The sequence below is a fragment of the Pseudoduganella plicata genome (genome assembly GCF_004421005.1).
GTDB lineage: Bacteria > Pseudomonadota > Gammaproteobacteria > Burkholderiales > Burkholderiaceae_D > Rugamonas > Rugamonas plicata.
On the sequence record NZ_CP038026.1, the window covers coordinates 5753701 to 5779885 of the forward strand.

Consider the following 26185-nt stretch of genomic DNA (forward strand, 5'->3'; position numbering starts at 1 on the left):
TCAGCGAACGGCGGCGGCTGTACAGCTGTCGGGAACAGGCGCCTTTGCACGCGAGGAGCCAGCCCCCGATCAGCCGGGATCTTTCGCGCCGCCCAGTCCCGTATCGGCATGGTGCCGCTTGTGCGGCGCATTGTGCGACAGCCGCAGCGCCAACGTCCGCAGCAGAACGTAGAACAGGGGAGTGAGGAACAGCCCGAAGAACGTCACGCCCAGCATCCCCGCGAACACGGCCACGCCCATCGCGTGGCGCATCTCGGCGCCCGCGCCGCTCGAGAACACCAGTGGCAGCACGCCCATGATGAACGCGATGGACGTCATCAGGATGGGTCGCAGCCGCAGCCGGCATGCTTCCAGCGCGGCCTCGAGGACGGTGCGGCCGTGATCCTCCAGTTCGCGCGCGAATTCGACGATCAGGATGGCGTTTTTCGAGGCCAGCCCCACCAGCACGAACAGCGCAATCTGGGTAAATACATTGTTGTCGCCACCCGTCACCTTCACGCCGACAAGGGCGCACAGGATCGACATGGGCACGATCAGGATCACGGCCAGCGGCAAGGTCCAGCTTTCATATTGCGCGGCCAGCACGAGGAACACCAGCAGCACGCACAGGGGAACACGTAGACCATCGTGTTCCCGGCCAGGATTTCCTGGTACGTCAGGTCGGTCCACTCGAATGTGATCCCCTTCGGCAGCGTGTCCTGCGCCAGCTTCGTCATCGCCACCTGGGCCTGGCCGGACGAGACGCCCGGCGCGCCGCCGCCGCTGATGTCCGCCGCCAGGTAGGCGTTGTAGCGGTTGACCATGTCCGGGCCGTACGTGTCGGAGATGCGCATCAGCGACGCCAGCGGAATCATCTCGCCCTTGTCGTTGCGCACCTTCAGCTGCGAGATCTGCTCGCGCTGAGAGCGGAACGCCGCGTCGGCCTGCACGACGACCTGGTAGGTGCGGCCGAACTGGTTGAAGTCGTTGACGTACAGCGAACCGAGGTTGATCTGCAAGGTCTGGTAGACCGTCTGCAGCGGCACGCCGAGCTGCTTGGCGCGGGTGCGGTCGATGTCGGCGAACAGCTGCGGCACGTTGATCTGGTAGCTGGAAAAGACGCCCGCCAGTTGGGGCTCCTGCCACGCCTTCGTCTGCAGCGCCTGCGTGGCCTTGTACAGCGCATCGTAGCCCAGGTTGCCGCGGTCCTCGATCATCATCTTGAAGCCGCCGATGGTGCCCAGGCCGTTCACGGGCGGCGGCGGGAACACCATGATGAAGGCGTCCTGGATGGCGCCCAGGCGCTTGTTCACCTCCGCCGCGATGGCGCCGCCGGACAGGTCGTTTGATCGCCGCTCGTCGAACGGCTTCAGGCCGATGAACACGATGCCCGCATTGGGCGCATTGGTGAAACCGTTGATGGACAGGCCGGGAAAGGCGATGGAATCCATCACGCCCGGCACGCCCCTGGCGATGTCGGACATGCGCCGCACCACGGCATCGGTGCGGTCCAGCGATGCGGCATCCGGCAGCTGCGCGAAGCCGACCAGGTACTGCTTGTCCTGCCCCGGCACGAAGCCCGCGGGGACGGCGCGGAACACGAACACGGCGGCCACCGTCAGCACGAGGTAGACGCCGATGCCGACGCTTTTGCGCACCATCACGCGCTGCACGCCCGTGCCATAGGCGTGAGAAGCGCGCCCGAAGAAGCGGTTGAACCAGCGGAAGAACGGGCCGAATAGCCTGTCCATGCCGCGCGTCAGCGCATCCTTCGGCGCATCGTGGCTGCGCAGCAGCGCGGCCGACAGCGCCGGCGCCAGGGTCAGGGAGCACAGGGCGGAGATGACGGTGGAGATGGCGATCGTCAGCGCGAACTGGCGGTAGAACTGGCCCGTCAGGCCCGAGACGAACGCGATGGGTACGAACACGGCGCACAGCACCAGCGCGATGGCAATGATGGGGCCCGACACTTCCTTCATTGCCTGGATCGTCGCGTCGTGCGGCGACAGCCCGGAAGCGATATTGCGCTCGACGTTCTCGACGACGACGATGGCGTCGTCAACCACGATCCCGATGGCCAGCACGAGGCCGAACAGCGACAGCGTGTTGATCGAGAAGCCGAAGGCCAGCATGACGGCAAAGGTGCCGACGATGGACACCGGCACCGCCAGCAGCGGGATGATCGAGGCGCGCCAGGTCTGCAGGAACACGATGACGACGATGACGACCAGGGCGACCGCTTCGAGCAGCGTGTGAATGACGGCGCGGATCGACTCGCGCACGAACTGCGTGGGGTCGTAGACGATCGAAAACGTCACATCCTCGGGAAAATCCTTCGACAGCCGTGCCAGCGTATCGCGCACGTCGGTGGACAGCTGCAGCGCGTTGGCGCCGGGGGCTTCGAAGATGCCGATGGCGGCCGCCGACTTGTTGTTCAGGAGGGAGCGCAATGCGTACGAATTCGACCCCAGCTCCACCCGCGCCACGTCGCGCAGCAGCGTGACCGCCCCGTCCGGGTTGGTGCGGACGATGACGCCGCCGAAGTCGTCCACCGTCTTCAGCCGGCCCGTGGTGTTGAGCGTCAGCTGGAATTCGGCGCCCTTGGTCGGCGAGCCGCCGACGACACCCGCGGCCACCTGGACGTTCTGCTCGCGGATGGCATCGACAACATCGGTCGCCGTCATCGACCGCGCGGCCAGCTTCTGCGGATCGATCCAGACCCGCATGGCGTAGTCGCCGGCGCCGAACAGGATCACTTCGCCCATGCCGGGAATGCGCGACAGCTGGTCCTTCACGTTCAGCACCGCATAGTTGCGCAGGTAGACGTCGTCGTAGCGGCCCTTGGGCGACGACAGGTGGGCCACCATCGTCAGGTTGGGCGAGCTTTTCGCCGTCGTCACGCCGATCTGGCGCACCTCCTCGGGGAGCCGGGGCAGGGCGCGCTGCACGCGGTTCTGCACCTGCGTTTCGGCCTGCTCGGCATTGGTGCCGATCTTGAACGTCACCGTCAGCGCCAGTGCGCCGTCCGACGTGGCTTTCGAGTCCATGTACAGCATGTTCTCGACGCCGTTGATCTGCTCCTCCAATGGCGCGGCCACGGTTTCGGCGATCACTTTCGGATTGGCGCCCGGATACTGCGCCCGCACGACAACGGACGGCGGCACCACTTCCGGGTACTCGGAGATCGGCAGCCGGTAGATGGCGATCAGCCCGGCCACAAAAATCATGATCGACAGCACCGCCGCGAAAATGGGTTTGTCGACAAAGAAGCGCGGGAAGTTCATGGCGCGCTCCCGTCAGCCGTGCTGCGCGGGCGTGCCCTTGACGGCATCCGGATCGGCGTCCATCGCCACCACCGAAGGCGCCAGCGCCGCACCGGGCGTGACCCGCTGCAGCCCGCTGACGACGATCTTTTCGCCCGGCTTCAGCCCCGAGCGCACCACGCGCAGGCCATCCACGGCCGGGCCCAGCGCGACGGGGCGGTACTCAGCCTTGTTGTCCCGTCCCAGCACGAAGACGAATTTACGGTCCTGGTCCGTGCCGACGGCGCGGTCGTGGATCAGGAGGGTAGGCACGGCCGCCTGTTTCGTGCCGCCCGCGGCCAGCTGCACTCTTGCGAACAGGCCGGGCACCAGCATGCCGTCGCGGTTGTCCAGGGTGGCTCGCATGCGCACGCTGCCCGTCGCCGGGTCGAGCCGGTTGTCCACGAATTCGAGCTTGCCTTCATGCGGGAAGCCTTCTTCGTTGGCCAGGCCCACGCGCACGGCGACGTCCTTGCCCGTATGCTTCTGCTGGCGCACGCGCAGGTAGCTGTCCTCGTCGCCGTCGAAGCTGGCGTAGATGCGATCGGTGGAGACGACGGACGTCAGCACGGCGTTGCCATCCACCAGGTTGCCAAGCGTGATCTCGGCCTTGCTGACGCGGCCGGCGATGGGCGCCGTGATACTCGTATAGTTCACGTTCAGCCGCGCCGCATCCACCGTGGCACGGGTGGCGCGCGCAGCGGCGTCGAGGTCCTTGACGGCGGAGGAGCGCTCGTCGAACTCGCGGCGGGCGATGGCGCGGTCGGCCAGCAGCCGCTCGGCGCGCTCCAGCTCCACCTTCGCCAGCGCGGCGCGGGCGCTGGCGGAATTGGCGTCCGCTTCCGCCTTGGCCAGCTCCGCCTGATAGGGGCGCGGGTCGATGGAAAACAGTGGCTGGCCTTTTTTCACGAGGCTGCCCGGCGTGAAATGCACGGCCGTGATGTAGCCGGAGACGCGGGGCCGGATTTCCACGCGTTCGACCGCTTCCAGCCGGCCGGAGAATTCGCGGGTTTCGACGATGTCGCGCTGAACGACCACCGCGGCCGACACGGGCGCCGCCGCCGGCGCGCTGCCGGTGCCTTCCTTGCTGGCGGCCTTGTCGCAACCGGACAATGCGGCGCCGAGCGTCATGCTCAGCAGGGCGGACAGGAACACCGCCTGCTGGCGGTACGACGGCTTGGTCATGGTTTCCCCTGTGCGGTGGGTGGGCCGGATCAGTGTAAGCCTGGGGGCGGATGCGGGCCTCTCCCAATAGGTGGAGCGGGGGCCCTGTCCGCGGCAGGCGTTCACGCAAAACAGCGCGACGCACGCAGCTGTGACGGCGCATCAGGGCACATCAAAGGCGGGGATAAAGCGGGAGGCAAACAACAGGAAGGGGAGAAGGGGGAGGCACGGCAAAGAGGTAAAACAGGCGCCAGGCTGCGATGCCGGCGCCGGGCATTGCACTTCGATCAGTGCACGGACGCAGTCGACAGTTCTTTCAGCTCGCGGATACTCATGTCCGATTTCTCGTGCATGCGTAACAGGATCGTCGCCCCGACAGCCAGCTTGCGGTGACGGATCTTGCTGATGATGGGCGGCTGAACTTCCAGTACCCGGCACAGCTCTGCGTCATTTTTGAGATTCATCCGCTCGATCAGCGTATCGAGCAGCTTGTTGGGTACAAAGCTCGACGGCTCCATCGCTCGGGCACGATTCATCGCCTCGATTAATTCCAGCTTTTTTTGCCTCACGCTCATTTGCTCCTCCCTGATATGAAAAACGCGTGTTTACCGGAAGAACCCTGAAACCGTTTCCATATTGCCGTCGGGCTGCGTGCTGCAGCGTTACCACGTGGCGGCGCCCCTGTTAATTGCAGGCTCTGGCTGCGCTTTCAAGGCTCCCTCTCAGGCGCCTGCTCGCCGGTATAATTTAATGTTATTAATAACCATGCAAGTTCGTTAAATCATACTACGGCTGAAAAAAAGTGCGCGCGATACTGGAGAAATAACCGCAGCTTATTGACGAAGGGTCTTGACGGTGTCCGCTTCCTGTAATCCGGCGCGTGTAAGGATGAGTGTGCGGTCGGCCATTGCGGCCGCGGCCTGGGAATGGGTCACCATAATGGTGCACGCACCGCTGGCCCGGATTTCCGTGCGTAATAACTGTAACACTGCCGCGGCGGTATCGGGGTCGAGATTCCCGGTGGGTTCGTCCGCCAGGACGAGAGCGGGGCGGTGGACCAGTGCGCGCGCAATGGCCACGCGCTGCATTTCACCGCCGGAAAGTTGATGAGGATAAGCGTGATCGCGTCCCGCCAGCCCGACCGCGGCCAGCATGGTTGCCGCGCGGTCCTGCGGCAGGCCGTTCAACAGTAGCGGCAACGCCACATTCTGCAGCAGGGTCAGGTGCGGCAGCACGTGGAAGGCCTGGAAGATAAAACCCATCCGTTCGCGCCGCAGCCTGGTCGCGGCGGCGTCGTCCAGTGCCGCCATGGCAATGCCGTCCACCAGGATGGGGGCCTCGGCGGCAGGGTCGGGATGATCGAGCCCCGCGATCAGGTTCAGCAACGTGGACTTGCCGACGCCCGAATCGCCCATGATGGCGACGAATTCGCCGGCCCGGAAGGTGTAGGACAGTTCGCTCAGCACGGGCTGGCCGCTGGCATAGGATTTACTGAGGCGGCGCAGTTCGAGCATGGAGGCCTTTACGATTGGGACGGCAAGGGGAGAACGATGAGGTGAACGATCGGCAGGCCATCACCGGCTAATCAGCGGGTCAGCGCGCGGCGCAGGCCGAAGCTGGCCGCGTCCACCAGGGCCACGAGCAGCAGCATCGCCAGGATGACGGTGGCCGCCTTCGGCATCTGGAACAGCGACAGGTGGTACTTCAGCATCTGCCCAAGCCCGCCGGCCCCGACGACGCCCAGCACGGCGGCCGCGCGGATATTGTTCTCCCAGCGGTAGAGCGAGTATGACAGCATTTGCGGCAACGTTTGCGGCAGGGTGGCGTAGAAGAACGCGGCCAGCGGCCTGACACCGTTCGTGCGCAGGCTCTGTTCCGGCAATGCGGGAGCGTTTTCCAGCGCGTCCGCGAACAGGCGGCCCAGCACTCCCGCCGTGTGCGCGGCCAGTGCCAGTGTGCCGGGGAACGGTCCAAGGCCAGCCGCGATCAGCAGCACGGACGCCCAGACCAGTTCGGGAATCGAGCGCAGCACGTTGAGCAGCGCGCGCACGGTCGCGCGGGGCACGCGGCCGAAGCGTCCCGCGGCGGGAATGGCGAGAATGAGCCCCGCCAGTACCGCCAGCAGTGTGCCGAGCGCGGACATGGACAGCGTCTCGGCCGTCGCCAGCGCCGTCTTGACGAGGAAGCCGCTCTTCAGTTCCGGCGGCGCGAAACCGGCCAGGAATTCCTGCACGCTGGCGGCGGCATCCAGTGTAAACAGCGCGGCCAGGTGCAGCGGCAGGCTGGCGAAACTGGCGACGACAAGGGCCAGCAGCGCCAGCGCAAACAGGAGTCCGGACCAGCGGCGCCGTGGCGGCGCGGGCATTGTCATCCCAGCCTCCGGCGCAGCTGTTTCGAGACGACGTCCGCAGCTGCCACCAGCAGCACGAAGACCAGCAGCATCGACGCGACTTCGCCACCGGCCAGCATCTTCATCGACTCGTCCATGCGCTGACCGAGACCGCCGGCGCCGACAAAGCCCATCACGACCGAGCCGCGGATCGCGCATTCCCAACGGTAGACGGTATACGACACCAGTTCCGACGCCGATTCGGGCAGCGCGCCGTAAAGCAGCGCGGCCAGGCGCGAGCTGCCGTTGGCCAGCAGCGTGTCGCTCGCATGGCGCTCCGACGACTCCAGGATCTCGGCATACACCTTGCCCAGCATGCCGGCATACGTCAGCGCGATGGCCAGTACGCCCGCCGTCGGCCCCAGGCCGATGATCCGGACGAACAGCAGCGCCCACACCAGTTCGGGCACGCTGCGCAGCAACACCAGCAGCCAGCGCACCAGCTGGCGCACGCCCGCGCGCAGCGGCGTCATGCGCCCCACGCCCAGGCGCGAGATGGACAGCCGTTCGGTGACGATCAGCGTGGCAGGGATGGCGCCCAGCAGCGCCAGCGTCAGCCCGGCCGTGGCGATGGCAATCGTCTGCCACGTCTCGCGCAGCAGCATCGCCAGGAACTCGGCATCGTGCGCCGGCGGCACGAACGCGGCCAGGAACTGGCCTGTCGCGGCCAGGCTCTCGCGGTCGAACAGCGTGAAAGGCTTGAATTCGCTGAACACGGCCATGGGCCACAGCACGATGAAACCCAGGAGCGTCAGCGTTACCCGTGCGCGCCAGGCGGGGTCGGGGTGACGTTCGGCATACGGTACGGCGGGAATGCTTTGCATTATTCTGGTGCCGTTACAGGCAGCCGCCCACCGCCAGCGGCGTGCCCAGATCGTGTTCGGGGGCGTGTTGGCGGGCCGCTTTTCGTTCAGATACAGCTCGTCGATCATTGCCTGCGTGACCTGTTCGCGCGGCAGGTCGAAGGCCACGTTGCCGTCCCTGAGCGCGACGATGCGGGGAAAGTGCGCCAGTGCCAGCTCCACCTGGTGCAGGCTGCATACCAGCGCCGCCTTGCGGGCGGCCGCTTCCTGCTGCAGCGTCGTCAGCGTCAGTTGCGACAGGGCCGGGTCGAGAGCGGACAGCGGCTCGTCCACCAGCAGCGCCTGCGCGTTCGACAGCAGCAGCCGCGCCAGGCCGCAGCGCTGCCGCTCGCCGCCGGACAGGCGGTCGACGCGCACATACAGCTTCTCGCCCAGGTTGAATCGGGCCAGCGCGCGGTAGGCTGCTTCCGGCTCGCGCGGCTTGACCAGGGAAACCAGCGCCTGCCACAGGTTCATGCGGGGCAGGCGCGCTGCCAGCACGGCCGTGACGACGCGCTGGCGCGGCGGCAGCGGCGGCGTCTGCGGCGCCAGGAACAGGCGCGCGCGCAGCGTGTGGCGGTCCTTCTCGGACAGCCGCCAGGGGTTGGTGCCGAACGCCTCGAACGTGCCGCCGTCGGGCCGGTGCGCGCAGGCCAGCGTGGCCAGCAAGGTCGTCTTGCCGGCGCCCGATGGCCCGATCAGCGCGACCTGTTCGCCCGCGCCGATACGCAGCGTGATGTCGTGCAGCGCCAGCGTGCGCGTGCCGCCGGCATGGCGCGCGCTCAGGCGCTCCAGGCGGTAGACGGGCGACGAGGCGGTGGCCCCGGCGGCGGTGCGTTCAGGCGTCATTACTTCTTCAGCAGGCCCGCGTTCTTCGCGGCCGCTTCGATGGCGGTATAGTTCCCGGCCTTCGTCGGGATGAACTTGCTGGCGCGCTGCAGGTCCAGGATGGTCTTGCCTTCCGGCGTGGAAGAGTCCAGCGCCAGGAACGCATCCGCGATCTTCTTCTTCAGCGGGCCGGCATGTCGGCGCGCACGGTCCAGTTGTAGTCGTAGTAGGGCGGCGTCGTGTAGAACACTCGCACCTTGGCCGGATCCACCTTCTTCTCGCCGACCAGCTTTTCCCAGACGGAGATGTTCAGCGCGCCCGCATCGACCTTGCCGCCGGCGACGGCGGCCACGGTCGCGTCGTGCGCGCCCGAGAAGGCGATGCGTTTCAGGTCGCTGTCCGGATCGATCTGCGCGGCCAGCAGGAACGAGCGCGGCATCAGGTGGCCGGACGTGGACGACTCGGAACCGAACGACAGCGTCTTGCCCTTCAGGTCCGCCAGCTTCGTGATGGCGGGCGAGGTGGTGATGAAGACGGAGCGGAACTTCTCGTCCTCGACGCGCTGCACCAGCGGCACGACCTGGCCTTTGCTGCGCTCATTGGCCTGCACGAACGTGAAGCCGCCGAACCACACCATGTCCAGCTTGTGGTTGATCAGGCCTTCGACGGACGCCGCATAGTCGGTGACGGGCGTAAACTCGACCTTCATGCCCGTCTTCTTCTCCAGGTATTCGCCCAGCGGCTTGAATTTGCGCTGCAGTTCGGTGGGTGACTCGTCCGGGATGGCCGAGACGCGCAGCACCTGTTGGGCGAAGGAAGAGCTGGAGACCAGCAGGATGCCGGCGGCAAGCAGGGAAGTGAGTTTCATGGGAACCGTGGATGAGTGTGAACGAAAGGATGACCCGCCGTGCTGCCTGAGCGCCGCGCCGCCAATCCGTGATTCGGCTATGATAACAAAAATGTCCACTGGCAGATTGCCAGTCGGCTACTGCGCCGTGCTCCGGCCGGTGTTGCGCTGAGTAATCACAAGAAATCCCAGACCAACGAACGCCGAAAAAAACATGTCCACGACCCGCACCGCGGCGCTGCACGCGCTACGCTTCCCTTCTGCCACTGCGCGTATCGCGCACGGCGACGCGGCCACCGTCGCCGGGATCGCGGCCGGCCTGCTGGCACCCGCGGCTGCCACGTCGCCCAAGTACCTGTACGACAGCCTCGGCTCCCGGCTGTTTGAAGCCATCTGCGAGCTGCCCGAGTATTATCCGACGCGCACGGAAGCGGGCATCTTCGCCCGGCATGGGGCCGACATTGCGCGCCGGGTGGGCACGGGCAGCACGCTGATCGACCTGGGCGCGGGCAACTGCGCCAAGGCCGCCAGCCTGTTTCCGCTGCTGGAACCGATGCAGTACGTGCCGATCGATATCTCGCGCGAATTCCTGAACGAAGCCGTCAGCCGCCTGCAGCAGCGCTTTCCGCGGATCGCCATGACCGCGCTGGCGCTGGACCTGTCCGGTCCCTTCATGCTGCCCGATACCGTCGCACCACGGCGCCGCGTATTCTTCTACCCGGGGTCGTCGATCGGCAACTTCGCGCCGCACGAGGCGATCCGCTTCCTGCGCCGGGTGCGCGACAACGCATCCGCCGACGGCGGCCTGCTGATCGGCGTGGACCTGATCAAGGACGCCGCCGTGCTGGACGCGGCCTATGACGACGCCATTGGCGTCACCGCCGCGTTCAACCTGAACATGCTGCGCCACCTGAACCACCTGATCGGCGCCGATTTCGACGTGCGCCAGTGGCAGCACGTGGCCTTCTTCAACGAGGGCGAGAGCCGCGTCGAGATGCACCTGGAGGCCCGCACCGCGCTGACGGTACGCTGGGCCGGCGGCGAGCGCCGCTTCGCCCGCGGCGAACGGATTCACACGGAAGACAGCTATAAGTACACGCGTGAAGGTTTCGCCGACCTGCTGGCACAGGCCGGATTCGAAGCCGATGGCACCTGGACGGACGGGGCCGGCTGGTTCGCCGTCATGCACGCGCGCGCCGCTATCGGTTAAGGAGGCACCATGCTGATGAACGATCCGGGCCTGTGGGTGGCCCGTTACCAGGCCGTGCGTGACCGCACGCTGGCACTGGCCGCGCCCCTGTCCGCCGAGGACTGCGGCGCCCAGTCGATGCCGGACGCCAGTCCCGTCAAATGGCATCTGGCGCACACCACCTGGTTCTTCGAGACGTTCATCCTGGAGCCGATGGAGCCCGGTTTTGCTCCCTTTCACCCGGCATTCCGGGTGCTGTTCAATTCCTATTACAACGGCGTCGGCGACAAGCACCCGCGCCCGCAACGCGGCTTGCTGACACGGCCCTCGCTGGACGAGGTGCGCCTCTACCGCGCCAACGTCGATGCCCGCGTCGCCACGCTGATCGGCAGCGTGCGCGAGAACGCCGTGCGCGAGCGGCTGGCGGCCCTTCTCACGCTCGGCCTGCAGCACGAACAGCAGCACCAGGAACTGATCCTGACGGATGTGAAGCATCTGCTGGCGCAAAGCGCGCTGTGGCCGGCCTATCTGGCGCAGCCGCTGCCCGCCGCGGCGCCCGCGCCGGCGCTCGAGTGGATCGCCTGCGAAGGCGGCATCGTCATCATCGGCCACGAAGGCGACGGCTTCTGCTTCGACAACGAGCTGCCGCGGCACCGCCAGTTCGTGGAACCGTTCGCGCTGGCGTCGCGGCTCGTCACGAACGGCGAGTATCTGGCGTTCGTCGAGGCGGGTGGATATGAACAGGCGGCACTCTGGCTGGCCGAGGGCTGGGACTGGGTGTGTGCGCAGTCGCTGCGCCGGCCCGTGTACTGGCAGCAGGATGAAGACGGCAGCTGGTTTGAATTCACGCTGGGCGGCCTGCAGCCGCTGGACCTGCAGCGGCCCGTGACGCACGTCTCGCTGTTCGAGGCGGACGCGTATGCGCACTGGGCCGGCGGGCGCTTGCCAACGGAAGCGGAGTGGGAGCATGCGGCGCGCTTGCACGGGACTGCGCCGGGGACGCCGCCGCGCCTGCCGCATCCAGGCGAGGTTTCAGGTGAGGAGGGCACGCTGCGCCAACTGTTCGGCCACTGCTGGCAGTGGACCAGCAGCAGCTACGGGCCGTATCCCGGCTACCGCACGGCAACCGGCGCCATCGGCGAATACAACGGCAAGTTCATGGTCAACCAGTACGTGCTGCGCGGCTCGTCGTGCGCCACGCCGGGCGGCCACACGCGCGCCAGTTATCGCAATTTTTTCCCGGCGGGTGCGCGCTGGCAGTTCACGGGGATCCGCCTGGCGCGCTGACCCCTCACATCAACCTTCGGTGGCTGCGCTCGCGGCCGACGCCTCGCGGGCGATCAGCTGGCGGTTCACCGCCGACAGCACGGCCTTGAACGACGCGGTGACGATATTACTGTCGATGCCCGCGCCGAACAGCGTGGCGCCGTTGTCGAGCCGCAGTTCGACGTAGCAGGCCGCACGGGCATTGGCGCCGTGGCCGATCGCGTGTTCGTGGTAGTCCATCAGTTTCACGTCCAGGCCCAGCGCGTCGACAAACGCGTCGATCGGGCCGTTGCCGCCGCCCTGCAGTGCCAGTGGCGCCTGGCGGTGCATCAGCGCGATGTCGATCTGTACGGACTCGTCGGCGCTGGTGTCCTCGACCATCTTGTGCGACACGTAGGCGTAGGGCGACGTCTGCGCCAGGTATTCGCGTTCGAAGATGGCGTAGATGCCGTCGGCGGTGATCTCCAGGCCCGTCTCGTCGGCCACGGCCTGCACGGCGCGCGAGAATTCGATCTGCAGGCGGCGCGGCAGCACCAGGCCGTAGTCCTGCTCCAGCAGGTAGGACATGCCGCCCTTGCCGGACTGGCTGTTGACGCGGATGACGGCGTCGTAGCTGCGGCCCAGGTCCTGCGGGTCGATCGGGAGGTACGGGATTTCCCACAACGCGTCCGGCTGCTGCCTGGCGAAGCCTTTCTTGATCGCGTCCTGGTGCGAACCGGAGAACGCGGTGAAGACCAGGTCGCCCACGTACGGATGGCGCGGGTGCACGGGCAGCTGGTTGCAGTCCTCGACGATCTTGCGCACGGAGTCGATGTCCGAGAAGTCCAGGCCCGGGTGCACGCCCTGCGTGTACAGGTTCAGGGCGAGTGTGACGAGATCGACGTTGCCGGTGCGCTCGCCGTTACCGAACAGGCAGCCCTCGACGCGGTCGGCACCCGCCATCACGGCCAGCTCCGCCGACGCCACGGCCGTGCCGCGGTCGTTGTGCGGGTGGACGCTGATGATCAGCGAGTCGCGCCGGTCGAGCTTGCGCGACATCCATTCGATCTGGTCGGCGTAGACGTTCGGCGTGCTGCATTCCACGGTCGACGGCAGGTTGATGATCATCTTCTTCTGCGGTGTCGGCTGCCAGATGGCCGTGACGGCGTCGCAGATGTGCTTGGAAAAATCCAGCTCCGTCGTCGAGAACGACTCCGGCGTGTACTCGAAGCCCCAGTTGGTCTCGGGATGCTCGGCGATCAGGGCTTTGACCAGCTTCGTGCCGGTGGTGGCGATCGTCGTGATCTCCTCGCGCGACATGCCGAAGACGACCTTGCGGAACACCGGCGCCACGGAGTTGTACAGGTGGACGATGGCGTTCTTCGCGCCGGCCGCCGCCTGCACGGTGCGGCGGATCAGCTCTTCGCGCGACTGCGTCAGCACGATGATGGTGACGTCGTCGGGGATGCGGTCGTCTTCGATCAGCTTACGCACAAAGTCGAAGTCCGTCTGCGACGCCGAAGGGAAGCCCACTTCGATTTCCTTCAGGCCTGTCTTGATCAGGAGGTCGAAGAAGCGCAGCTTCTTTTCGATGCTCATCGGCTCGATCAGCGCCTGGTTACCGTCGCGCAGGTCTGTACTCATCCAGATCGGCGGCTTCGTGATCGTGTTGTTCGGCCACGTGCGGTCGGACAGCTGGACAGGCGGGAAGGCGCGGTATTTCGACGACGGGTTCTGCAACATCATGGTGTACTCCTGGGTTCTCGAATTTGGGAAGGCGCGGGCGCGGCCGGCATTTGCGGTGGCGCGAGGCTGCCTGATGGCCACGGGACGCTAGACCAGGCAGCCGGTCGGTAGCGATAGGGCGGCAGCGGGCCGGGAAAATGCGGCAGGTGCGACGGACGGATGATGGATGGCCGTGGTGAACATCGGTGCAAACTTTCCTGGTGTGAGGCGGTGCGGCTTGTGGCCGGCTAGGAGTACAGCGTGCGACGCGCGCTTGGGATGAAACGATCAGGCGCGTGCTGGTAGGCGCGTTGCCAGCGGTAGGCTGGCAAGCGATAGCAGGAAAGCTGGTAGTTGCGGATGCGTGAACATGCAGCCAATGTACGAGACGAGGTTGAAACTTGTCAAGAGAATTCGTTTGGCCGCTGGCGGACGATCGGGGAGAAGCAGCGGGGGACTGGCCCCTGCCTGCGGCAGGAGCCAGTCCCCGACATCTATTCCGGTGGCGTCAGCCGACCACCACCCGCGCGTCGCCGGCCGCCATCTCGCCAATCACCGCCGCAGCTTCGAAGCCGCCCTGCGCAAACACCGCCAGCACCTCGTCCACGACGGAAGGATCGCACGATACCAGCAGCCCGCCGGAAGTCTGCGGATCGGTCAGCAGCGTATGCTGCGCCGCCGTGATGCCGGCACCCAGCGTGACATCCTTGCCATACGCGTCCCAGTTGCGCCCGGAAGCGCCGGTGAAGTAGCCGTCGTGCGCCAGTTGCTCGACGCCCGGCAGCAGGGGAATGCGCGCCATGTCGAGCCTTGCCGTCAGCCCGGCGCCGCGCGCCAGTTCCAGCAGGTGGCCCAGCAGGCCAAAGCCGGTGACGTCCGTCATCGCGTGCACGCCTGCCAGTTCGGACAGCGCCTTGCCCGGCTTGTTCAGTTTCGTCGTGTTGGCGATCATCGCCGCATAGCCTTCTTCGCCCAGCACGTCCTTCTTCAGCGCGGCCGACAGCACGCCCACGCCCAGCGGCTTGCCCAGCACCAGCACGTCGCCGGCGCGCGCATCCGCGTTGCGCTTGATCTTCGACGGATGCACGAGGCCCATCACCACCAGGCCGTAGATCGGCTCGACCGAATCGATCGTGTGGCCGCCCGCAATGGGAATGCCGGCTTCCGCGCAGATCGATTCGCCGCCCTTGATGATCTGGCCGATCGTCTCGATGGGCAGCTTGTTGACAGGCATGCCGACGAGGGCCAGCGCCATGATCGGCGTGCCGCCCATCGCGTAGACGTCCGAGATCGCATTGGTGGCGGCGATGCGGCCGAAGTCGAACGGGTCGTCGACGATGGGCATGAAGAAGTCGGTCGTGGCGATCAGCGCCTGCTCGTCGTTGAGCAGGTAGACGGCCGCGTCATCGGCCGTTTCGATCCCGACCAGCAGTTCCTTCGGCACCGGAAAGCCGTGCGAGTTCTTCAGGATTTCGGACAGCACGCCCGGTGCGATCTTGCAGCCGCAGCCGCCGCCATGGGAGAAGGAAGTCAGTTTGATCGGTTCAGTTGCCATGATGTTATGTCGTATCCGGTGAGGTGAGCCCCAGATTATCCACCAAGTCCAGCAAGGCTGCCCGCTCCGTCGCTGGCGCGAACAGCACCGCGCGCGCGGCGCATTGCGCCCGCAACAGCGCGTGATAAGCCGGATCGGCGATGCTGCGGTCGATCAGCCGGGCCAGCGCCACCACGTCCCCGGGCGGGAAGTACCCGGCATAGTCCGCGCCCAGCATGCCGCGGTTGCCGGAGATGTCGCTGGCCAGCACGGGCACGCCGCTCGTCACGGCCTCGATGATGACGTTGGCGCCACCTTCCATGCGCGAGCACAGCGCCATCGCATGGCTGCGCCGCAGCCGCTGGCGCGTCTGCGCGCGGGGCAGGGCGCCCAGCCAGCGGTAGCGCGGCACCTGCTCCTGCGTGGCCTGCGCCTGCGCACCCAACGCCGGGTCGAGGGCGCCGCCGATGTGGAGCAGGCGGGCGCGGGGCGCCGTTACCAGCGCGGCGGCCTGCATGAACGTGACGGGATCCTTTTCGTCGCGCAGGTGGCCGATCATGGCGATGTCCGCATGGCGGCGCGGCGCCGTCCAGGGCTTCAGGCTGGGCGCGGACTGGTAGATGACGGTGGCCTTGCCGCGCAGCGGTGGCGGCAGCTCGTCGATGCCGGCATCCTGCAGCAGCACGAGGTGCGTGGCACAGGCCAGTGAGCCTTTAGCGGCGGTGTCGACGTGGATGTCCCGATACAGGTCGGTCCCCGTCAGCAGCAGGATGGTGGGGCGGTCGGGATGCGCGGCATGAAAGGCGGCCAGCGAATCGGCCGAGCGGCGCGCGTGCAGGGCAATCAGCAGGTCCGGTGCCGGCGCTGCCCCCGGCCGCCATTGCTGGATGACTTGCACCCGACAGCGCGAGCGCAGGAAACGCGCCCAGCGCGCGGCACTCTGCCAGTTGCCGTTATTGGCCGGGGCCAGCGCCGGGCTGACGATACAAACAAGGGGCGGTTTTGCCATGGACGCAGTCGGGTCGCTCGGTTACTCTCTATTCGTTACAATCGTGCCATGAATTCCATTACCGCTTCATTCCGCTACGCCCGCACCCAGCAGCTTGCCGACGCCCTGACGAACGCGCGGCATTATACGCTCGACCTGTTCGATTGCTTTGCGCAGGCGGGCCTGGACGTGGCACGCAACGTGCCGCAGCTGTCGATCGTCAACCCACCATTGTGGGAACTGGGCCATACCGCATGGTTCGCGGAGTGGTTCGTGCTGCGCGAAGCGCTGTCCAGCCATCCTGCCGACGCGCAATCGGGCTCGCTGCTGAGCAAGGGCGACGACTGGTTCGACTCGAACACGGTACCCCATCGCAGCCGCTGGAACCTGGACCTGCCCAGTACCGGCGGCGTGAAGACCTACTGCCACGAGGTGCTGGACCGGGTGCTGGACAAGCTGTCGCGCGAACCGAACACGGACGCGGCGCTGTATCCGTACCGGCTGGCGCTGGCGCATGAGGACATGCATGGCGAGGCGTACCTGTACACGCTGCAGACCCTGGGCCTGCAGGCGCCGCCGCACCTGATGCAGGGCGAGCCGACGCCGGTGGCGCCGGGCGAGATTGGCTTCCCGGGCGGAACGATCCAGCTGGGTTGCGGGCCTGAAGCGAACGGTTTCCTGTTCGATAACGAGAAGATGGCCCATGCGGTGCGGGTCGAGCCGTTCCGCATGGACGGGTCGCTGGTGACGAACGCGCAATACAGGGATTTCGTGGCCGACGGCGGTTACGACAACCGCCAGTTCTGGAGCGATGCCGGGGCGGCGTGGCTGATGCGGCAGGAGCGCTCGGCGCCCCGCTACTGGCAGCGCGAAGGGGGCGACTGGATCACGGTGCGCTTCGGCCGCCCCGCCACGCTGGCGCCGCACGAGCCGGTGCGCCACGTCTGCCTGTACGAGGCGCAGGCATATTGCGCGTGGGCCAATCGCCGTCTGCCAACGGAAGCCGAGTGGGAGTATGCGGCAATGTACGGCCATCCCGCGCTGCGCTGGGGCCAGCTGTGGGAATGGACGGCGTCGCCGTTCGAGCCTTACCCCGGCTTCGTGCCGGACCGCTACCGTGAGTACTCGCAGCCGTGGTTCGGCACCCACCAGGTGCTGCGCGGCGCGTCGTTCGCCACGCCGTCGCGCTTCGGCTCCGCCAGGTTCCGCAACTTCTTCAAGCCCGAACGCGACGACATCTTCTCGGGCTTTCGCACCTGCGCCTGGAAGTAAGAACGCCGGTCAGGCGGCCAGGTTGCGCACCTCGGCGGCGACAACGGCAAAGCCGCGTTCCTGCTTGCCGGAACGGGCGGCTTGCACGTCATCGCGTGCACCCGCTGCCGGGTACGGCATTGTGCAATAAAAGTCGCTTGACCTTGCCATCGCTGGAAAGTCTAGAGTGAGCTGTCCTGATTCGAAAGGCCATTCATGTACGACATTGAACTTGGTGAGATGTATACGCCGGGCCAGCCAGGCGCTGCCCTGACCGGCGCGACCCCCCGTGCTGTCAGCCCCGCTGCGTGCCTGAACGAGGCACAGCTCGGCTCCGCTGGCAGCGCCGCCATCACGGGTGCGGCACCCGCCGCTTCGATGCGCGCCGCGCAGCCTCCCACCGGATGCCTTTTTTGCCGGTACCGCAAACGGGGCATCGGCTCGCAGGGAGGAGCGAATGCCTAGGATCACCGTGCTCCCGCATTCGGACCATGCTCCCCTTGGGGCTTCGATGCGTGTCGATCCGGGAACCAGCATCTGCGATGCGCTGCTGGCCAATCAAGTCGGCATCGAGCATGCGTGCGGCAAGGTGGGTGCGTGCACAAGCTGCCATGTCATTGTTCGCGAAGGTGGCTCGTCGCTGGCGCCGGCAAGCGAGAAGGAGGAGGACATGCTTGACCGGGCCTGGGGCCTGGAGAAGCGCTCGAGGCTGTCCTGCCAGGCCATCGTTGCCGACGCCGATCTTGTCGTCGAGATCCCGCGATATTCACTGAATCACGCCAGGGAAGACGGGTAGGCACGCAGTGGCAACGCCGCGCCGGCAGGCCATCAGGCGCCGACGTGCGGTCGGCAAGATGCTCGCAGGGGCGGGCACAGCGTGGCAGGAGAGATCGTCCTGGTAAGGAGTAGTACCAGCGGGAGGCCGTTCGCTTCGGACGGTACTGCCCCCACGATCAGCCGGCGCGCTGCCGGCTGATCTCTCTTACTTCTTCTTCAGATGATCGTCCAGCCAGCCGATGACGGTATGGTGCCATTGGACCGAATTGGCAGGCTTGAGCACCCAGTGGTTCTCGTCCGGGAACACCAGCAACTTGCTCTCGATGCCGCGGCGCTGCAGTGCGCTGAAGGTGCCCAGCGCCTGCGCCGTCGGGATGCGGAAATCGAGGTCGCCCTGGATCACCAGCATCGGCGTCTTCCACTTGGCCACGTGATGGACCGGGTTGAACTTCTCGTAGCCTTCCGGATTGTCATACGGCGTGCCGCCGTTTTCCCATTCCGTGAACCACAGTTCCTCGGTGGAGTAGCCCATGCCGCGCTGGTCGAACACGCCGTCGTGGTTGACAATGCACTTGAAGCCGTCGCTCCAGTTCCCTTCGATCCAGTTCATCATGTAGCCGCCGTACGAGGCGCCCAGTGCGCAGGCGTTGGCCGTATCGAGCCACGGGAACTTCTGGCCGGCCGCCGCCAGGCCTTTTTTCAGGTCTTCCAGCGGCTTGCCGCCCCAGTCGCCGCTGATGGAGTCCGTGAACTTCTGGCCATAGCCGGTCGAGCCGTGGAAGTCGATGAATACCGTCGCATAGCCGGCGCCGGCGTAGACCTGCGGGTTCCAGCGGTAGCTCCACGAGTTGCCGAAGCTGCCCTGCGGGCCGCCATGCACGAGGAAAGCCACGGGGTACTTCTGGCCCGGCTGTGCGTTCCACGGCTTCATCACGTGGCCATAGACCGTTTCGCCGTTCGCGCCGGCGAACGAGAACTGCTCGTATTCGCCCATGCGTACGTCGGCCAGGCGCGCCGCGTTCACGTTGGTGAGCTGTGTTCCGGCCTGCTCGCCGCCGGCGCTGGCGCCGCGTTTGTACAGTTGCGCGCCGCCGGCCAGCGTTGCGTGCGACAGCACGACGGTGTCGCGGCGCGTGTCGAAGTCCGCCACGTAGCCCTTGCCCGTCAGTGCCGTCACCTTGCCGTTGCTGGCGTCGATGGCGAACAGGCGGTGCTGGCCGATGTCGTCGGCGTTGGCCAGCAGCGCCTTGCCATCGGCGCGCCAGCGGTAGTCGGCGATCGAACGGTCCCAGCTCTCGGCCAGCACGCGCTTCCTGCCGGACGCGACGTCCTGCAGCACCAGGTGGAAGCGGTCTGCCTCGAAACCCGGGCGCTTCATCGCCAGGTAGGCCAGCGTCTTGCCGTCCGGCGAGAACTGCGGCCTGGTGTCCCAGGCCGGATTGTCGGACGTCAGATTGCGCGGTGCCGCGCCGCCTGCCGCCGGAACGTCGTACAGGTCGAAGTTGGTCGACCATGCCTCGGACTTGCCCGCCACGCGCACGGCGAAGACGATGCGCTGGCCGTCCGGGCTGAACGTGTATTCGCTGCGATCGCCGAACGGCTTCGACGTCACGTCGCCATCGAGGGCGCCGGACAGGCTGACGACGGCGGACGATGCCTTGCCCGCGCCATCGAGCGGGACCGAGTACAGCACGTTGCGGCGGCCGTCGTTCCACGTGTCCCAGTGGCGCACGAACATGGCGTCATACAGCTTGCCCGTTGCCTTGCTTTTCTCCTGTTCGTCGCCGCGCTTCTTGCTGCAGGCGAGATCCGCGCAGTCGCGGAACACGGCCAGCGTGACGGCCAGGCGGTCGCCCTTGGGCGAGATGCGGAAGCTGTCCACCCCAACCGGCAGGTCGGTGACCTTGATCGCTTCGCCGCCGTTGGCGGGCAGCCGCCAGACCTGCGGCGAACCGGCACGGGCGGAGAGGAAGTAGATGGCGTCGCCGCTGGCGGACCATTCCGGATCGGTGGCGCTGGCGTCATGGGACGTCAGCTGCTGCGGTACCGGCCTGGCGGCGCGCAGGTCGATCATCCACAGCTGCGTATTGCCGCGGTTCTTTTCCATGTTTGTGCTGCGCACGGTGTAGACGACACGCGACGCGTCCGGCGACAGCACGGGGCTGCCGACGCGCTCCATGTTCACCAGGTCTTCGACGGTCAGGCCGCGCGGCGCGGCGGTGGCAGCGGCGCTGGCCGCAAGGGCGGCGCCGGTTACCAGCAGGCGAAATCTCATTCGGTTTCTCCGATTGTTATGGGAAAGCCGGGACGCCGTTCGTGGCGGCGGCCCGGCCAGCGCGCATTGTAGCAAGCGGAGAGGGACCGGCCCGATCAGGGGCCGAAGGGAATCTCGTCGATCGAGCGCGGTTCCGTGATGGCGGCGCCCCGGCGCCTTCCGCGCAGCCGGGCCGACATCTCGTACGCGGCCTTGCGCACGCGGTTGACGGAGCCCAGCGGGCGGTGTGCCGCCAGGCCGTGCCATGGGCTGAAGCTCAGGCCTTCGTCGATCGCCGCGGACAGTGTGTCGCTCCAGCCGATCTGCGGCGGCGCGACGATGCGCGCGACCGTCACGTACGGGCTGACGCTTTCCGGCCATTCGGAGGCGGCGTCCTCGATCGGCATCTCTTCGATATTGGTGCACAGCTGCACGCGCAGCTCCCATTCGCCGCCCTGCTGGGCAAAGTAGTCGCAGACAGCATGGCGCAGCGCGTCCGGATCGGCCTTGACGTCGATGCCGGTGCCGTGCAGCTGCGTCAGGCCGACGGCGACGGGCACCAGCGCCACTTTGGCCATGTAGCGGCCATACAGGATTGCCGTCTGGCTGTGGTAGGTGTCGCCCAGCGGATGGGTAGCGGGATGGCCGCCCAGACTCTTCAGTCCCGCGCTGTCCGTGCCGCTGCGTTCGAGCAGTCCCTCGACCTTGCGCAGCGCGCCGGACAGGGCCTGCTTCAGCGCGGGCGCCTTGTCGGTAGTCGCGGCCAGGGCCGTCAGCCCGGCCAGGAACGACTTCGGACCGGCGTTCAGGAATGTCGTCGCGTTGACCAGCACGAAGTCCTGGGTCACGTCGTTCTCGCTGCCCGGCAGGCGTTCGCCGCGCACGCCGATGACCTTCAGCCCCATGCCGCGGGGCGTCGAGACATCGTCGGGCAGCAGGTCGCCCGGCGTGGTGGACAGGCGCATCACGACAGGGTAGGTGCCCGGTTCGCCGAACATGCCTTGCGCCAGCGTGCGCGGCAGCCCGGGCGGTACGTGCAGCGTGGCCCGCAGCAGGCCGTGGCTCTTCGCGTGGACGCTGCGCAGCGGCTGGCCTGTGTCGCGGAACGTCGTGTCGGCGATGCCGTGCAGGACGTCGAGCAATTCGGCCTGGGTGTCGCCTTCGTCGCCTTCCTGCACTTCAAAACGGGGATCGTATTCGATGGGCGCGTGCATGGTTCTTTCCTTCGCTGGCTGGAAACAACCGCATTGTCGAACGTGCAAGTCGCGTTGTCTGTGGGGTAGCCAACAAACATGAAAAAAGCGCGCCAGCGAGATGGCCTCGCTGCCGCGCTGTCTCCTCCGCCGCGGACCGCTCGGGGGCGGCCCGTCTTCTTCTACGAGGACTTTACGTGCGGGACGGGGGGCACGCCCCGGATGGTGCTTACGGGTACAGGCCGCGCACTTCGCGCGCCTGCAGCACGCGGGTGCACGCCAGGATGAAGGTGGCGGTACGCAGCGATACCTTCTTGTCCTGCGCCACGTCCCAGACGGCGCCGAACGCGTCCTGCATGATGCGGGTCAGGCGCGCATTGATCTCTTCCTCGGACCAGAAGAAGCTGGAGAAGTCCTGCACCCACTCGAAGTACGACACGGTCACGCCGCCGGCGTTGGCCAGCACGTCCGGCACGATCAGGATGTCCTTGTCGTTCAGGATGTCGTCCGCTTCCGGCGTGGTCGGGCCGTTGGCGCCTTCCAGCATGATCTTGGTGCGGATGCGCGGCGCGTTTTCCGCCGTGATCTGCTGTTCCAGCGCGGCCGGAATCAGGATGTCCGACTCGATGTCCCAGAAGGCGTCGCGGTCCATGAATGCTTCCGCGCCGGGGAAGCCCTTGACGCCGCCCGCTTCGGCCACGTGCTTGTGCAGCAGCGCGACGTCCAGGCCGGCCGGGTGCACGACGGTGCCGGTGTGGTCCTGCACGGCGACGATCTTCGCGCCTGCCTCGGCAAACATCGTGGCGGCGACACCGCCCACGTTGCCGAAGCCCTGCACGGCGACGCGGGCGCCGGCGATGGCCACGCCGCGCTTGGCGGCCGCTTCGCGACCGACGACGAACACGCCGCGGCCCGTGGCTTCACGCCGCCCCAGCGAGCCGCCCAGCGAGATCGGCTTGCCCGTGACGACGCCCGTCGACAGGTTCCCTTCGATCATGGCGTACGAGTCCATCATCCATGCCATCACCTGTTCGTTGGTGTTGACGTCCGGTGCCGGGATGTCCTTGGTCGGGCCGATGATCAGGCTGATTTCGCTGGTGTAGCGGCGCGTCAGGCGCTGCAGTTCGCCGCGCGACAGCGTCTTCGGATCGACGCGGATGCCGCCCTTGGCACCGCCGTAGGGCACGTTGACGGCCGCGTTCTTGACCGTCATCCAGGCCGACAGGGCCATCACCTCGGACAGCGTCACGTCCTGGTGGAAGCGCACGCCGCCTTTACCAGGGCCGCGCGACATATTGTGCTGCACGCGGTAGCCTTCGAAGTGGGCGATCGAGCCGTCATCGCGCTCGATCGGCACGTCGACGGTCAGGATGCGTTTCGGTCGCTTCAGGGTTTCGACCCAGCGCGACAGACTGCCCAGGTGTGGCGTGACGCGGTCGATCTGCTGCAGGTACTGGCCCCATGGGCCAAGGTCGTCGGGGTTCAGGTAGGAAGGCAGTGCGTGGCTCGTCATGTTTCGGCTCCTGGTTTGTGGGGCTGACCGCCGCGGCGCCTTCTGTGCGCCGCGTGGGGCAAGCCCGCGTTACGCCGCGTTATACGCGGGCGCTGGACGGAGCGAATCTTAGGATGCCTTGCCGAATCCAGGCCAATGCCGCTTGCGCATCCAGCTATGCAAAAAATGCATAACGTATTCCTGCGTCAGCGTTCCGATGCCGGCACGCGCCGTTTCGACGTCGGCGGCTGCAGGCGCTCGGTCAGGAAATCCCACAGGTGCGCGACAATCGGTTTGCCCGGCCGGGCCGCCGATGGCCGCTCGCGGTACAGGCGGATCTCCATCTCGATTTCCCAGTTGCCGCCTGCGTCGGCACGCGCCAGCAGCTTCTGTTTTACCTCGCGCGTGACGGCCGACTCGGGCAGGAACGCGATGCCGCGGCCTTCCAGTGCCATCATCTTGAGTCCCTCCGCCATGTCGGTCTCGTAGCGTTTGTCCAGATACAGCGCCGGCCTGGCGTCCGCCAGGATCAGGTCGACCATGCGGCCCAGGTAAGCGTTGGTCGTGTAGGACAGGAAGGGCAGCGGCGCCGCCTTGCGGCCTGGCAGCGTCAGTTCCGGCTGGCGCGCCTTGTCGCAGCGGGCATAGGCGCGCAGCGCTTCGCGGCCCATCACCAGCATGTCGTAGCGGCCCGGGTCCAGCTGCACGGGCTGGCGCGGATGGTGGTAGCACAGCAGCAGATCGCAGCCGCCGTCGACCAGCTGCAGGACGGCGTCGTGCACGTTCAGCGCCATCAGGCGGCTGTTGATGGCGCCGAATTCCGCTTCCAGACCCGTGATCCACTTCGGCACGAACGTCAGCGACAAGGTGTGCGGCACGGCCAGGTCGATCGTCGTGCGCGCCGCCGCGCGCTGGTGGCGCAGCAGCTCGCGCACATTGTTGATCTGGCCCAGCATCTCCAGCGCCTGTTCGTAGAAGACGACGCCGGCCGGCGTCAGGCGGGTAGGGAACGTCGTGCGGTCGATCAGGTCCGTCCCCAGCCAGTTTTCCAGCGACTGGATGCGCCGCGAGAAAGCCGGCTGCGTCACGTGGCGCAACTGCGCCGAGCGGCTGAAGTTGTTCGTCTCCACCAGCGAAATAAAGTCTTCCAGCCACTTCGTTTCCATGCTTTCCCCCTGAACGTCAGGCCGCCATTCTAACGGCAGAGCCCGTGACAACATCGGGGTCAGGCACGAAAACTGCCATCGAGCTCGTCGGTAGCGCGGCCGAGTTCGGACAACATCGGGGGTCAGGCACGAAAACTGCCACCGAGCTCGTCGGTAGTGCGGTCGAGTTCGTGTCTGTGCCGCGATGTCACCCCAGCCGGGACAGGAGCTCATCTACACGACGGTCGGGCCCGGGACAGTTTTTGTGCCTGACCCCGATGTTGTCAGCGGGGTCAGCTTTTGGCGGGTGCTTCCGGGGTCAGCGCAATGGTGCGCATTGGCGTCCACAGCCAGGCGAAGGCGGCGCAGACGATCAGCGCGCCACCGCTGCACGTGAACAGCTGGCCCAGGGTGATGTGCTGCAGCACCCAGCCGGTGGCGGCGGCCGACAGCGGTGCCAGGCCCATGAAGATGAACAGGAAGATGCTCATAGCCCGGCCCAGCATGTGCGGCGGTACGCGCCGCTGGATCCAGGTAAAGATTGCCACTTGCAGAAAGCCCGCCAGTGCGCCGAGCGCCAGCAGCAGCCCCGCGCCCTGCCACGTCGCGTCGATCCCGCCCAGCAGCATCAGCAGCAGGCCGGCCACGGCGTCCCCCGCCAGCAGCATTGCGCCAAACGTGACGACCTTCAGTCTCGGCGTCAACGTCGCGGCTGCCATCCCCAGCAGCATGCCGCCGCCGTGCGCGGCCATCAGGAAACCGTAGGCGGGCGCGCTGCCGAGCGTGTCGCTGGCCAGCAGCGGCAGCGCCACCTGCATGGCGCCGCCGACGAACAGCGCGACCAGGCTCCAGTACAGGAAGCACGTGCGCAGCGGGACGTCGCGCCATACCATCGCCAGACCCGTGCCGACGGCGCGCAGAACCGGTTCGCTGGCGCTGTCCCGCCTGGCGCCGGGCAGCGGACGCACCCGCGCCAGCGTCCATGCCGACAGCAGGAAGGTGACGCAGTCGATGGCAAACGCCAGTCCCAACGTGCGCATGTCGGTACCGCCCGCCGATCCGGCCGGGGCGACCGCCAGCAGCAAGGCCGCAAGCAAAGGGCCGGCCAGCATCGACAACTGGCGCAGCCCCATCATCAGGCCGTTGGCCGCCGGCAGCAGCGGACCCGGGACGGCACGCGGCAGCATCGCCGTCCCGGACGGCATGGCGAACGCCTGCGCCAGCCCGATGGCCAGTGCGAGCAGGTAGACGGCTGCCAGCGTGACGTGCCCGGTCCACGTGAGCGCGGCCAGCGTACCGAGCAGCACTGCGCTGGCATATTTCGTCAGCATCATGACGGCCCTGGGCGAGTGGCGGTCGACCAGCGCGCCGCCCGGCAGGATGAAGATGGCGCGTGGCACGCTCATCAGCGCGACGACAACGCCCAGCGCCAGCGGGTCGCCCGTCAGCCCCAGGACGAGCCAGGGCAGGGCGATCAGCGTAAACTGGTCGCCGGTCAGCGACAGCGCGCTGCCGGCCAGCAGCCAGCGCAGGTTGGCGTTGCGCCACGGGCCGTCGGTTTGCTGCGCGCTCATGCGCCCGGCCCGACGATATTGCCGAGGACGGCCCTCAACGCGTCGAGCTGGTCCTGCGGCGCATGCCTCAGCAGCTCTGCACAGGTTTCACGTGCGGTCAGCATGGCGTTGTCCAGCAGGTTGTGGCCGGCCGGCGTGATGGCGGCAAAGCCGACCCGGGCGTCGCGTTCGTCCGCCAGGCGCGCGACCAGCCCCGTCTTCTCCATCGGCAGCAGCGTGCGGGTAACGCCGGACGCCGTCAGTCCCTGGCGCTCGGCCAGGTCGACGCGGCGCAGCCTGCCGCCCGGCGCCTTCGACAGGTGGTGCAGCAGCATGAAGTCGCCGAACGACAGGCCGTGGTGTCCGCCCAGCACGGTGTCGAGACGGCGGATGATGGTCGCGTGCGCACGCGCCAGGCGCAGGCAGAAGTCCAGTGCGGCGTCGGCAGCGCCGTCCGCGGTTTGCAATTGAATCATGACTAGTCCTTG

General features: G+C 66.9%; 18 protein-coding genes and 3 pseudogenes. 4 read left to right on the plus strand and 17 right to left on the minus strand.

All coding sequences use genetic code 11. From position 1 onward, the window contains the following. Positions 1-69: 69 nt before the first annotated feature. From E1742_RS25365 to E1742_RS25400, 8 genes and pseudogenes are all read right to left on the minus strand, one after another. Positions 70-3263, minus strand: a pseudogene (locus E1742_RS25365) (efflux RND transporter permease subunit). A gap of 12 nt (positions 3264-3275) precedes the next feature. Beyond that, on the minus strand, positions 3276-4466 hold the full coding sequence (locus E1742_RS25370; protein WP_134387789.1) for an efflux RND transporter periplasmic adaptor subunit: 1191 nt from the start codon (positions 4464-4466) through the stop codon (positions 3276-3278). Positions 4467-4732: 266 nt separating this feature from the next. Next, positions 4733-5020, minus strand: coding sequence for a hypothetical protein (locus E1742_RS25375; protein ID WP_107141649.1), 288 nt, complete (start codon positions 5018-5020; stop codon positions 4733-4735). A gap of 258 nt (positions 5021-5278) precedes the next feature. Then, a complete protein-coding gene (locus E1742_RS25380) occupies positions 5279-5959 on the minus strand; it encodes an ABC transporter ATP-binding protein (protein WP_134387790.1) in 681 nt (226 codons plus the stop codon). A 71-nt stretch (positions 5960-6030) separates the two neighbouring features. Beyond that, positions 6031-6816: a phosphonate ABC transporter, permease protein PhnE gene (gene phnE, locus E1742_RS25385; protein ID WP_134387791.1), complete on the minus strand. Its 786-nt coding sequence runs from the start codon at positions 6814-6816 to the stop codon at positions 6031-6033. Next, the gene (locus E1742_RS25390; RefSeq protein ID WP_134388362.1) at positions 6813-7658 is read right to left on the minus strand and encodes a PhnE/PtxC family ABC transporter permease; all 846 of its coding nucleotides are present in this window, start codon (positions 7656-7658) and stop codon (positions 6813-6815) included. The genes phnE and E1742_RS25390 overlap by 4 nt, the downstream gene beginning before the upstream one ends. A gap of 357 nt (positions 7659-8015) precedes the next feature. Then, positions 8016-8525, minus strand: a pseudogene (locus E1742_RS25395) (ATP-binding cassette domain-containing protein); the annotation flags it as partial. Continuing rightward, positions 8525-9372, minus strand: a pseudogene (locus E1742_RS25400) (putative selenate ABC transporter substrate-binding protein). The pseudogenes E1742_RS25400 and E1742_RS25395, both read right to left, overlap by 1 nt. A 193-nt stretch (positions 9373-9565) precedes the next feature. Between E1742_RS25400 and egtD the strand changes: the two are divergent. Further along, positions 9566-10561, plus strand: a complete 996-nt coding sequence (gene egtD, locus E1742_RS25405; RefSeq protein WP_134387792.1) for an L-histidine N(alpha)-methyltransferase — start codon at positions 9566-9568, stop codon at positions 10559-10561. 9 nt (positions 10562-10570) lie between these two features. After that, positions 10571-11827, plus strand: a complete 1257-nt coding sequence (gene egtB, locus E1742_RS25410) for an ergothioneine biosynthesis protein EgtB (RefSeq protein WP_134387793.1) — start codon at positions 10571-10573, stop codon at positions 11825-11827. 9 nt (positions 11828-11836) lie between these two features. Here the strand turns inward: egtB and leuA are convergent, their stop codons facing one another. The 3 genes from leuA to senB all read right to left on the minus strand — a co-directional run bounded on the left by leuA (position 11837) and on the right by senB (position 16053). Next, complete coding sequence (leuA, locus tag E1742_RS25415) at positions 11837-13531, minus strand: 2-isopropylmalate synthase (protein WP_134387794.1); 1695 nt, start codon at positions 13529-13531, stop codon at positions 11837-11839. A 487-nt stretch (positions 13532-14018) separates the two neighbouring features. Then, the gene (gene selD, locus E1742_RS25420) at positions 14019-15065 is read right to left on the minus strand and encodes a selenide, water dikinase SelD (RefSeq protein ID WP_134387795.1); all 1047 of its coding nucleotides are present in this window, start codon (positions 15063-15065) and stop codon (positions 14019-14021) included. Between the two features lie 4 nt (positions 15066-15069). Then, entirely contained in the window at positions 15070-16053 is a 984-nt protein-coding gene (senB, locus tag E1742_RS25425; RefSeq protein WP_134387796.1) for a selenoneine biosynthesis selenosugar synthase SenB, read from the minus strand. 48 nt (positions 16054-16101) lie between these two features. Between senB and senA the strand changes: the two genes are divergently transcribed. Then, a complete protein-coding gene (senA, locus tag E1742_RS25430; protein ID WP_134387797.1) occupies positions 16102-17304 on the plus strand; it encodes a selenoneine synthase SenA in 1203 nt (400 codons plus the stop codon). 436 nt (positions 17305-17740) lie between these two features. Next, complete coding sequence (gene fdx, locus E1742_RS25435; RefSeq protein WP_134387798.1) at positions 17741-18079, plus strand: ISC system 2Fe-2S type ferredoxin; 339 nt, start codon at positions 17741-17743, stop codon at positions 18077-18079. Between the two features lie 186 nt (positions 18080-18265). On the opposite strand, the gene E1742_RS25440 is transcribed toward fdx, so the two are convergent. The 6 genes from E1742_RS25440 to E1742_RS25465 all read right to left on the minus strand — a co-directional run bounded on the left by E1742_RS25440 (position 18266) and on the right by E1742_RS25465 (position 26173). Next, positions 18266-20335 (minus strand): S9 family peptidase, encoded by a 2070-nt coding sequence (locus tag E1742_RS25440; RefSeq protein WP_134387799.1) that lies wholly within the window; start codon positions 20333-20335, stop codon positions 18266-18268. A 95-nt stretch (positions 20336-20430) separates the two neighbouring features. Next, positions 20431-21528, minus strand: a complete 1098-nt coding sequence (locus E1742_RS25445; RefSeq protein WP_134387800.1) for a catalase family protein — start codon at positions 21526-21528, stop codon at positions 20431-20433. 208 nt (positions 21529-21736) lie between these two features. After that, on the minus strand, positions 21737-23020 hold the full coding sequence (locus E1742_RS25450; protein WP_134387801.1) for a Glu/Leu/Phe/Val family dehydrogenase: 1284 nt from the start codon (positions 23018-23020) through the stop codon (positions 21737-21739). 185 nt (positions 23021-23205) lie between these two features. Then, the gene (locus tag E1742_RS25455; protein WP_134387802.1) at positions 23206-24165 is read right to left on the minus strand and encodes a LysR substrate-binding domain-containing protein; all 960 of its coding nucleotides are present in this window, start codon (positions 24163-24165) and stop codon (positions 23206-23208) included. Positions 24166-24437: 272 nt separating this feature from the next. Beyond that, entirely contained in the window at positions 24438-25718 is a 1281-nt protein-coding gene (locus E1742_RS25460; protein WP_134387803.1) for an MFS transporter, read from the minus strand. Continuing rightward, a complete protein-coding gene (locus tag E1742_RS25465; protein WP_134387804.1) occupies positions 25715-26173 on the minus strand; it encodes a MarR family winged helix-turn-helix transcriptional regulator in 459 nt (152 codons plus the stop codon). The genes E1742_RS25460 and E1742_RS25465 overlap by 4 nt, the downstream gene beginning before the upstream one ends. Between the last annotated feature and the right edge of the window lie 12 nt (positions 26174-26185).

Excerpts from the sequence above, each read along its gene's own strand:
- E1742_RS25370 (WP_134387789.1), bottom strand. The coding sequence starts at position 4,466 with ATGACCAAGCCGTCGTACCGCCAGCAGGCGGTGTTCCTGTCCGCCCTG.
- E1742_RS25375 (WP_107141649.1), bottom strand. The coding sequence starts at position 5,020 with ATGAGCGTGAGGCAAAAAAAGCTGGAATTAATCGAGGCGATGAATCGT.
- E1742_RS25380 (WP_134387790.1), bottom strand. The coding sequence starts at position 5,959 with ATGCTCGAACTGCGCCGCCTCAGTAAATCCTATGCCAGCGGCCAGCCC.
- phnE (WP_134387791.1), bottom strand. The coding sequence starts at position 6,816 with ATGACAATGCCCGCGCCGCCACGGCGCCGCTGGTCCGGACTCCTGTTT.
- E1742_RS25390 (WP_134388362.1), bottom strand. The coding sequence starts at position 7,658 with ATGCAAAGCATTCCCGCCGTACCGTATGCCGAACGTCACCCCGACCCC.
- egtD (WP_134387792.1), top strand. The coding sequence starts at position 9,566 with ATGTCCACGACCCGCACCGCGGCGCTGCACGCGCTACGCTTCCCTTCT.
- egtB (WP_134387793.1), top strand. The coding sequence starts at position 10,571 with ATGCTGATGAACGATCCGGGCCTGTGGGTGGCCCGTTACCAGGCCGTG.
- leuA (WP_134387794.1), bottom strand. The coding sequence starts at position 13,531 with ATGATGTTGCAGAACCCGTCGTCGAAATACCGCGCCTTCCCGCCTGTC.
- selD (WP_134387795.1), bottom strand. The coding sequence starts at position 15,065 with ATGGCAACTGAACCGATCAAACTGACTTCCTTCTCCCATGGCGGCGGC.
- senB (WP_134387796.1), bottom strand. The coding sequence starts at position 16,053 with ATGGCAAAACCGCCCCTTGTTTGTATCGTCAGCCCGGCGCTGGCCCCG.
- senA (WP_134387797.1), top strand. The coding sequence starts at position 16,102 with ATGAATTCCATTACCGCTTCATTCCGCTACGCCCGCACCCAGCAGCTT.
- fdx (WP_134387798.1), top strand. The coding sequence starts at position 17,741 with ATGCCTAGGATCACCGTGCTCCCGCATTCGGACCATGCTCCCCTTGGG.
- E1742_RS25440 (WP_134387799.1), bottom strand. The coding sequence starts at position 20,335 with ATGAGATTTCGCCTGCTGGTAACCGGCGCCGCCCTTGCGGCCAGCGCC.
- E1742_RS25445 (WP_134387800.1), bottom strand. The coding sequence starts at position 21,528 with ATGCACGCGCCCATCGAATACGATCCCCGTTTTGAAGTGCAGGAAGGC.
- E1742_RS25450 (WP_134387801.1), bottom strand. The coding sequence starts at position 23,020 with ATGACGAGCCACGCACTGCCTTCCTACCTGAACCCCGACGACCTTGGC.
- E1742_RS25455 (WP_134387802.1), bottom strand. The coding sequence starts at position 24,165 with ATGGAAACGAAGTGGCTGGAAGACTTTATTTCGCTGGTGGAGACGAAC.
- E1742_RS25460 (WP_134387803.1), bottom strand. The coding sequence starts at position 25,718 with ATGAGCGCGCAGCAAACCGACGGCCCGTGGCGCAACGCCAACCTGCGC.
- E1742_RS25465 (WP_134387804.1), bottom strand. The coding sequence starts at position 26,173 with ATGATTCAATTGCAAACCGCGGACGGCGCTGCCGACGCCGCACTGGAC.